Annotated in this window: 8 protein-coding genes; 4 read left to right on the top strand and 4 right to left on the bottom strand. The window is 73.4% G+C overall.

From position 1 onward, the window contains the following. Positions 1-46: 46 nt before the first annotated feature. Complete coding sequence (locus AB0G02_RS21735) at positions 47-499, bottom strand: hypothetical protein (protein WP_360797222.1); 453 nt, start codon at positions 497-499, stop codon at positions 47-49. 111 nt (positions 500-610) lie between these two features. Here AB0G02_RS21735 and AB0G02_RS21730 point away from each other — a divergent pair, with 111 nt between their 5' ends. The 3 genes from AB0G02_RS21730 (at position 611) to AB0G02_RS21720 (ending at position 4,109) form a co-directional block, all read left to right on the top strand. Next, positions 611-2,074 (top strand): ATP-binding protein, encoded by a 1,464-nt coding sequence (locus AB0G02_RS21730; RefSeq protein ID WP_360797220.1) that lies wholly within the window; start codon positions 611-613, stop codon positions 2,072-2,074. Between the two features lie 101 nt (positions 2,075-2,175). Next, on the top strand, positions 2,176-3,072 hold the full coding sequence (locus AB0G02_RS21725) for an AraC family transcriptional regulator (RefSeq protein ID WP_360797218.1): 897 nt from the start codon (positions 2,176-2,178) through the stop codon (positions 3,070-3,072). Between the two features lie 152 nt (positions 3,073-3,224). Continuing rightward, on the top strand, positions 3,225-4,109 hold the full coding sequence (locus AB0G02_RS21720) for a carbohydrate-binding protein (protein ID WP_360797216.1): 885 nt from the start codon (positions 3,225-3,227) through the stop codon (positions 4,107-4,109). 79 nt (positions 4,110-4,188) lie between these two features. On the opposite strand, the gene AB0G02_RS21715 is transcribed toward AB0G02_RS21720, so the two are convergent. The 3 genes from AB0G02_RS21715 to AB0G02_RS21705 all read right to left on the bottom strand — a co-directional run bounded on the left by AB0G02_RS21715 (position 4,189) and on the right by AB0G02_RS21705 (position 7,171). Further along, complete coding sequence (locus AB0G02_RS21715) at positions 4,189-4,338, bottom strand: hypothetical protein (protein ID WP_360797214.1); 150 nt, start codon at positions 4,336-4,338, stop codon at positions 4,189-4,191. Between the two features lie 218 nt (positions 4,339-4,556). Beyond that, entirely contained in the window at positions 4,557-5,798 is a 1,242-nt protein-coding gene (locus AB0G02_RS21710) for an exonuclease domain-containing protein (protein WP_360797212.1), read from the bottom strand. A gap of 29 nt (positions 5,799-5,827) precedes the next feature. Continuing rightward, entirely contained in the window at positions 5,828-7,171 is a 1,344-nt protein-coding gene (locus tag AB0G02_RS21705) for a DUF4041 domain-containing protein (RefSeq protein WP_360797210.1), read from the bottom strand. A 245-nt stretch (positions 7,172-7,416) separates the two neighbouring features. Here AB0G02_RS21705 and AB0G02_RS21700 point away from each other — a divergent pair. Next, a partial coding sequence (locus AB0G02_RS21700) for a tetratricopeptide repeat protein (RefSeq protein WP_360797208.1) occupies positions 7,417-8,860 on the top strand: 1,444 nt, incomplete at its 3' end.

Here is an 8,860-nt window from a genome sequence, read left to right as displayed (position 1 = left end):
CGCCGACGAGGCCCGCCACGGCGAGAGGCCACGGCGTGAGTGGAGTTCAGCCGTGTGATCGTCCGATCTCCCGCCGCGCGTCCGCCACCCGGTACCCCGGCACGTCGAGCAGCAGCCGGAGCCGCTTGCTGTTGTTGCCCGGCTTCAGCGCGCCCTCCGGCTGCCCGATGCGCCCCTGGCCGCTGGTGAGCCGGTGCCGCAGGTCGACGACGTCGACCCGCCGGTCCAGCCGCACCGGGCCCCGCAGGACCCGCCGCTCCTCCGCGGTCAGGTGGCGGACGTTGCGCGAGTCCACCACCGCGTCGACCAGCACCGCGTGCAGGTCCACCAGCCTGCTCAGCAGCACCTCCAGCGCCGGCCGGTAGTCGGAGTTGCGGGCGCGGCCACCGCCGGCCGTCCGACCTCCGGAGCTCTCCAGCACCACCGCCAGGCGCCCCTCGTCCGGTTCCACCGAGAACGTGGCGTTCAGCTCGGCGCCCGCATCGTCCGCAACTCGCACCGCGCCACCGTGCCAGACACGATGGGTGGAAATCCCGCGGATCCGGGACAAGGGGTCAACTCCACGACAACGCGACTCCGATGCGTGATGATGGCGGCGGGGGTGGTGGTCGTGGGGGAACTTTCCGGGGACGAGGCGAAGGCGCTCGCCGGCAGCTTGAAGCGGCTCATGCAGGTCGCCGCGAACCTCGTCGAGCAGGACGGCGGGGGGCGGGCGTTGCTCGCACGCGTGCGCGACCACCTGGGGTGCGAGCTGCCGCAGGCGTTGTCGGTCGCCACGAAGTTCGAGGTGTGGGAGCACGTCAACCTGCAGCGCGGCATCGACGCGTACCTAGCGGAGCACACGCCGGACGCCGAGTGGTTCGGGGTCGGCGGCCAGCACCGCGGGCACGAGGACGTCATGGGGATGCTCCTCTCGGCCCGGCAGGGCCTGGGGTACGAGCTCACCGCGGCCGACTACGCGACCGCGGCGGTGGGGCCGGAGGACAGCGTCGAGGTCGTCCAGCTCGGCCTCGTGCCGACGACGGCGCCCGACGGCACCCCGGTGCTGATCGGCGTGCGCGGCCCCAACGACTTCGGGCCGCCGGTGTGCCGCCTGGAGGTGCTCGCGGCCGACCGGGCGGCGGCGCGGGCCGTCGGTGGCGCGGTCGAGCGGTTGATGCGGGAGCACGACGCGTTCCGCGGGCAGGTGCTGTCGTTCGCGGTGAGCGAGCACCGCGGGAACGAGCTGGTGTCGTTCCTGCCGCGGCCCGCGCTGGAGGCCGCCGACGTGGTGCTGCCCGACGGCGTGCTCGACCTGATCGAGGAGCACGTGATCGGCATCGCGGAGCACTCGGAACGGCTGCTCGCGGCCGGTCAGCACCTCAAGCGCGGCCTGCTGCTGCACGGCCCGCCCGGCACCGGCAAGACGCACACCGTCCGGTACCTGATGAGCCGGCTGCCGGGCAGCACGGTGATCCTGCTGACCGGCCAGGCGATCCGGTTGATCGGCCAGGCGGCGGCGTTGGCGCGGCGGTTGCAGCCGTCGGTGGTCGTGGTGGAGGACGTCGACCTGGTGGCCATGGACCGCGGCTTCGCGGCCGGCCCGACGAACCCGCTGCTGTTCACGCTGCTCGACGCCATGGACGGGGTGGGCGCGGACGCCGACGTCACGTTCGTCCTGACCACGAACCGCGCCGACGAGCTGGAACGGGCGCTGGCCGACCGGCCGGGGCGGATCGACCTGGCGGTCGAGGTGCCGCGGCCGGACGCGGAGGGGCGGTTGCGGCTGCTGCGCCTCTACGGGCGCGGTGTGGACCTGCGCGCCGACCTGGGGCCGGTGGTCGAGGCGACCGAGGGCGTCACGGCGTCGTTCATCAAGGAGCTGCTGCGGCGGGCGGTGCTCAACGCGGTGCGCGCCGACGGGACGGGCACCCCGGTGATCGGTGACGAGCTGGCCGACGTCACCCGCGCCATGGTCGACGAACGCGCCTCGCTGACCAGCGTGCTGCTGGGCGGGCGGCCGGGACCGGAGGACCCGCCGCGCGGCGCGGTGCCCCGGCCCGCACCGGTCGGACCAGGCCTGTACCCGGGCTGACCCGACGGCCGACCTGCGCCGGTTCCCCTCGCGCCCCCGTGCGTGCCATGGTGGTCCCACCGAAATTGGTCTGGACCTTCACCGGAGAGGGGATCGGGACGATGCGCGGCACCACCGTGTTACCGGGAACGCCCAGCCAGGCGCCACGCGAGGGCGAGCTGCCGGTGCACCGGCTGGAGGTGCCGGTGCCCGACGCGCTGCCGTTCGCGGTCGGCACGTTCGACACGATCGGGCCGATGTCGCGCGCGTCGTTCCCGCACCGGCACACGTTCCACGAGATCGTGCACGTCACCGGCGGCACCGGCGCGCACGTCGTCGACCTGGCCCGCTGGGAGCTGCGCCCGCCGCACCTGTGCGTGATCGCGCCCGGTCAGGTGCACCACTGGGACGACGCGCGCGACCTCCAGGGGTCGGTGCTGCTGTTCACCGACGACTTCCTGCTCGACCACCCCGCCGACCGCGAGGTGCTGCGCCGGTTGGGCGGGCGGCCGTGGCTGACGCTGGACGAGCAGGCGCACGCCCGCGTCGACCGGGTGATCACCGAGCTGCACGACGAGTACCGGCGCGGCGAACCGGGCGTGGGGACGGTGCTGCGGGCGTTGCTGCACGTGCTCGTCGTGCGCGCGGCCCGGCTGCCCGCGACACCGGCCGCGCCTCCGGCCCGTCCCGGCGCGGTGGCGGAGGAGTTCGTCCGGCTGTCCGTCCGCACGGACCACCGGCTGTGGTCGGTGCGCGCGTACGCGGAGCGGATCGGCGTCACCCCCGGCTACCTGACCGAGGCGGTGAAGGCGGCCACCGGGCGGACGCCGTCGCAGCTCATCCGCCAGGCGCGCACGCACGAGGCGCAACGCCTGCTGGTGAAGACCGACCTGAGCGTGCGGCAGGTGGCGAACCGGGTCGGTTTCCCCGACCCCGCCTACTTCTGCCGCTTCTTCCGCCGCGAGACCGGCGTCAGCCCCGGCGCGTTCCGACGTGCGGACGGCGCTCCGGCCGACTGAGGCGTTCACAGCGGTCGTGAGGCGCAACGGCGACCGCGAGGATCACCACGAACGGCGGTGCGAGTCCATCGTCCGCGCCCCGACCCCGTCCGTAGGTTCGTGGTTGATCCCCGACCGCGGCCCCCACGAGGGGCCGGCTCAAAGGAGCAGTCATGGACGCATCCACCGACGGCGACCGCGGCACGACCGAGGAACCACTCGGAGACGAGGCGGACAGCCGTCACCTCAGCCGCAAGACGGTGCTGCGCGCCGCGTTCGCCGCGGGGGTCGCGCTGCCCGTGGCCATGATGGGCGTGCCCGCGCTGGCCCGCACGGTCGGCGCGAACGGCGACCCGGTGGAGTTGACGCCGGCGTGCGACGACGGCGACGACCCGACCCCGCCGCAGACCGAGGGCCCGTACTTCAAGCCGAACTCGCCGCTGCGGACGTCGCTGGTCGACGCGAGCACGCCCGGCACCAGGCTGACCGTCACCGGGTACGTGTTCGGCCTCGCGTGCCTGCCGCTCGGCAACGTGCTGATGGACTTCTGGCAGGCCGACGTCAACGGCGTGTACGACAACACCGGCTTCAAGTTCCGCGGCCACCAGTTCACGAACCCCGACGGCTCGTTCACGCTGAGCACGATCGTGCCGGGCCTCTACCCCGGTCGCACGCGGCACATCCACGTGAAGCTCCAGGCGCCCGGACGGCCGGTGCTCACCACCCAGCTGTACTTCCCGGGCGAGCCGCGCAACAACACCGACACCATCTTCGACCCGCGGTTGCTGATGGACGTGCAGAACGCGGGCAGCGGCCGTGCGGCGAAGTTCGACTTCGTGCTGAACGTGCCGCAGACCACCACCACGCGGCCGACGTCCACGACTACGACCACCACCACCCCGTCATCACCGGGCGGCGGCACGTGGGCCGTGGGCACGAACTACGCGGCGGGCGCGGTCGTCACCTACAACGGCGTCGGGTACGTGTGCTTGCAGGGGCACCAGGCCCAGCCCGGCTGGGAGCCGCCGAACGTGCCCGCGCTGTGGCGCGCGGAGTGACCCCGGCGGCGGGGTGAGCGCCTGACGCGCGCGGGGAGGTCCTCGGTGTGCGGACGACACCGGGGGCCTCCTGCTCCGATCAGGCGGAGCCGGTGCTCTGCGCCGGCACGTCGACCGGCTCGTGGAACAGGTCGGTGTAGGACCGCTGCTCGGCGCGGCGCGGGGCGCTGACGTCCTCCGGGCGGTCCGTGTCCGGGTGACTGAAGAGCTCGTTGTACGTGATCGACATGTGGTTTCGGCCTTCTCTGCGTCCTGTGCGCGCTCACGGTCGGCGATGCCGGACCGGAGATCACACGGCGCGGGGTGTTCGGGGACAGGAAGAAGATGCCCCGATGACGACCACCGTACACGTCGTGGTGCCGCCACCGCCACCGCATTCGGGCGCGGGGTGACCGTTAGTGTGCGGTGCGACACGGCGGGTGCGCGCCGGCGCGCGCCCCGCGACCGTCATGCGTCCTGCGTCCGAAGCGCGCCGAGCAGGCGCCCGAACGCCTCCTCGGTGACGATCGGGATGCCGTACCGGCCGGCTTTCTTCGCCTTGCCGGACAACGAATCCGGATCCGCCGCGACGACCAGGCGCGTCTTCTTCGTCACCGCGCCGTGCACGGCCAGGCCCGCCCCGGCGGCGCGGTCCTCCCACACCTCGCGGGGCAGGCCCATCTGCCCGGTGAAGACGACCGCGTCACCGGCGACGAGCCGGAAGTCGTCCCACTCCCGTTCTCCCGGAACGGTTCCCTCCGCGCGAGCCGCTGACAGGGCGTGGTCGGCGTCCGGTTCGGCCAGTCCCAAGAGGACGGACACGAGCCGCAGGTCCGCTTCCTCCTCCGCCGTGACGACGTCGTCCGACCACGCCCGCCGCGCCAGCGCGACGAGGTAGTGCCGGTGCAGCCGCTCGACGTCGGCGCGGCCCAGCCCGAGCACCCCGGCGACGCCCACCAGCTCGGCCTGCTCGGCCGCGGACAGGTGCCGGTCCAGCAGCGCGCCGTCGAGCACCGACAGGTACTCGTCCGCGCGCGGCGGGTGGGGCACGCTCGGCAGGCCGTCGACCAGGCGGGCCAGGAAGTGCGCGGGCTGCGGGTACGTGCCCAGCCGGGGCATCACCCGGCCCGTGATCGGCGGGAGCACCGGCCACGGCAGGCGTTCGGCGTCGTCGAGCCGGTCGCGCCAGGGCTCCGGCGTGCCCGCCCGGCTCAGGTAGAAGCCGAGCAGACCCGCGGCGGCGTGGGCGTCGTGCAGGGCCGAGTGCGCCTGCCCCGCGTCGACGCCGGCCGCCTCGCAGCACAGCGCCAACGACCGCGTCGCGGTGGTCAGGTACCGGTGCGCGAGCTTCATCGTGCACAGGCCCGAGTCGGGTGCCAGCGGGACGTCCAGCCCGGCCCGGGAGAACTCCGCCGCCAGGAACCGCAGGTCGAAGGACACGTTGTGGCCGACCACCACGTTGCCGGCGAGCCGGGCCCCGAGGTCACCGGCGATCTCGTCGAACGCCGGCGCCTGCCGCGCCTCGGCGGCCGTGATGCCGTGCACGTGCTGCGGCCCCATGTCCCGCCCGGGGTTGACCAGCGTGCACCACTCGTCCGTCACCCGACCGTCCCGGTCCACCGTCACCACCGCGACCTCGACGACCCGGTGGTGCCAGCCGGGGTGGAGCCCGGTGGTCTCCACGTCGACCACCGCATAGCCTGCGACCACTGCGCCTCCTGGGTTCGGAACGGGACGGCTCAACCAGCCACGGCCAGGGGCACGGGCAGCGCAGGAGCACCGTCCGGGCGCTCACCGCTCTGCCGGTACTCGAGGGCCTCCGGTTCGACGACGTACTCCAGCACCTCCCCCGCGTGCTTCTTCAGCAGCTCGAGCACTTCTCCGGGAGTCGCGTGGAAGAACTCGCGCCGCGTGTTCACCTTGTTCACCCGGCGGTCGGACAGCTCCCGGTGCAGCGCCGATTCCAGCGTCACGGCGTCGTGCGAGAAGAAGATGATGTGCGTGTCGTACCTGAACGGCACGGAGGCGTCTCCGAGTTCGAGCACGCGTTCCTCGGGCTTCAGCCGACGCGTCAGCCCGATCTTGACCATGTTCGCACCCAGCGCGCCGACGTTGCTGATCACGTACACGTAGCCGGCGCGGATGTTGGCTTCGCGGTCGCGCAAGCCCTGCAAGCCGGCGTCGACGTCGTCCAGCTCCACCTGGATCTTCCGCGCGGCCGCCTCGTCCCCCTTGTCGAGCAGCGCCTGCCGGACGTTGACGAGGTGGTTGCGCTCCTTGTCCAGCTTCTCGATCTCCCGGCGGAACTCGGCCTGCGCCTTGGCCTCCTCGCGCAACCGTGCCCGCGCGGCTCGTTCCGCCTCCTTCTCCTCCTGCTTCTTCCGGAGGTAGTCGGCGGTCAGCTCCAACTCCTGCCGGCGCAGGTCCTGGTAGCGGCGCGCGATGCGGATGTTCAGCATCCGACCCAGCTTGCCGATGGCTTCCGCGGTCCGGTCCAACCGGGTCTTCGCGGTCTGCACCGAACCGGCCTTCATCACCCGCAGGCAGTTCTCGGCTTCGGCGTTGTAGGCGCGCAGCATCACCTTGCACCAGTCGTTCACCATCCTGGCGCCCTCGACCCGGGAACCGTTGAACGTGAAGTTCGAGTCGGCCTCGACCGCCTGCCTGTCCTTGATCATCTGCTTCATCGCGGTGTTGACCTGCGCCAACCGGGCCTCGTACGCCTCGGCGTTCTCCAGCGGGTGGTGGTAGCGGAAGACACCGGCCTGCTGGAAGACCAGCTCGTCCGTGATCGGGACGAGCTCCCGGTGCGCCTGCGCGACCTGCCGCCGGACCTCGTCCAGCTGCGCGTGCACCGCCGCCCGTGCCGCGGCCAGCTCGGACTGGTGGCGTTGCCGTTCGAGGACGTGCGACTGCCCGATCCGGGCGGTCTCGGCGCGCATCAGCTCGACCTGCGCGCGGACCTCCGCGTGCTCCAGCCCACCGATCGCGGCGAGGTGGCCGTTGGCCTGCCCGAGTTGCGCTTGGAGCCCGGCGACCACCTGCTCCAGCTCGGTGATCCGGTGCGCTTTGCGGCTGAACATCCGTTCCGTCCTCCTCGCCCGCGCCCGGGTCGCCCCGGGCGCAGCAGTCGACCGGACATCGCGGACACGGCGGAATGGTGTTACGCACGGAGACGGCGAGGGCGTGAACATCACCCGTCCGGCGGAGTTGGTTCACCCGCAGGAAAAAACATCGTTCCACAATGGAGTCAGTGGTCACCGGCGTCCGGAACACGCCTGACCTGCTGATCCACTCCGTTACGATTCGGCTCGACCGGAGGGGGCGCATGGCACACGACGGACCCGAGCACTGCGCGGACGAGCGGCTCGACGCCGAGGGGGAGGTCGCGGTCGCCCGGCTGATCATGGCGGACGGCGACCTGGACCACTCCGCGCGCCACCTCGCCGACGCGCTGGCGGCCGACCCGCGGCTGCCCGACGCCCACGAGGCGCTCACGGAGCTCGTCGCCCGCGCGGGCGGGCCGGAGCAGGCCTTGCGGCACTTCGGACCCGAGCCGGAGCGGACGTTCATCGGCACGCTGGCCGCGCACGCCCACCTGTGCGCGATGGCCGGACGCTGGGACGAGGCCGTCCAGGAGCTGTTCGCCGTCGCCTCCCACGAACCGCACCGCCCCTGGCTGGACGTCGCCTGGCTGCACCGCGCGGACCTCCCGGACCTGCTCGGTCCCGACGCCGCCGCGATCGCCGCGGCCCGCTTCGCGCAACCGCTGCCCGACCCGGTCGAGGAGCGCGAACGCCCGCCGCTGCTGCCCGCGCTCGCCCTGCTGCGCGGCTGCGTCGCCCGCCACCCCGACCACGCGATGCTGCTGTGGTGCGGCTCGACGCTGGCACGCCGGCTCGGCGCGTTCGACGAGGCGATCACGTGGGCGCAGCGGTCGTTCGACGTCGAGCCGACCCACGAGGCGGCCGTGGTGAAGGGGTACGCGCTGCGCACCGCGGGCCGCCACGACGACGCGCTCGCCGCGTGGCAGCGCGAAGCCGCCCGCACCCCCGAGGACCACGACCTGTTCCTCGACATCGCTGATCTGCTGGAGGCGGTGGGCCGCCCGGCCGAGGGCGTGGAGTGGGCGCTGCGCGCGGCCGACGCCGACCCCGAGCACCCGAAGGCCCTCGCCACCGCCCTGGGCCTGCGGCACGTCCTGGACGACGACGTGCGGCACCTCGTGGCGCTCGCCGGCCGCCTGCGCGACCGGCCCGAGCACACCTACGCCGCCGACGTGCTCGCCCGGCGCAGCCGGGGTCGTTCGTGGCTGGGCCGGGTGCCCGACCCGACCGAGGCCGTGGTCAACGTGCTGCTCGACGTGCTGGAGCAGCACGAGCCGTCGCCGGACGCCGCGTTCCGCGTCACGCTGTCCGCCCTCGAACCGCCGAGCGCCCTGCTGGCGTTGCGATCGGCGTTCCCGCTGGCCACCGTGACCGCGGAGACCGCGCCGGACCCCGACCTGAGGCGGCCGGTCGACGACGTGCGGCACGCCGTCTGGACCTACGACGGGATGGTGGCCCGGCCCGCCGTGCCGCCGCCGTCACCGGAGGCCGCCGAGGCCGTGCGCGCGGTGGCGGCGTTCCACTGGCCGTCCCTGCCCGCCGCCTACGACCGCGCGGTCGTGCTGTCCGCGCTCGACCCGCGCGACCTGCTCGGCGTGCTGGTCCACCCGCCCGCACCGCGTGACGACGAGGTCGGCCGCGCCCTGGCCAGGCACGCGCCGCAGC

This window comes from Actinosynnema sp. NPDC023658, from assembly GCF_040639995.1.
Lineage (GTDB): Bacteria > Actinomycetota > Actinomycetes > Mycobacteriales > Pseudonocardiaceae > Actinosynnema.
The sequence above is the reverse complement of the archived record's forward strand: the minus strand, read 5'-3'. Positions and strand labels throughout refer to the sequence as shown.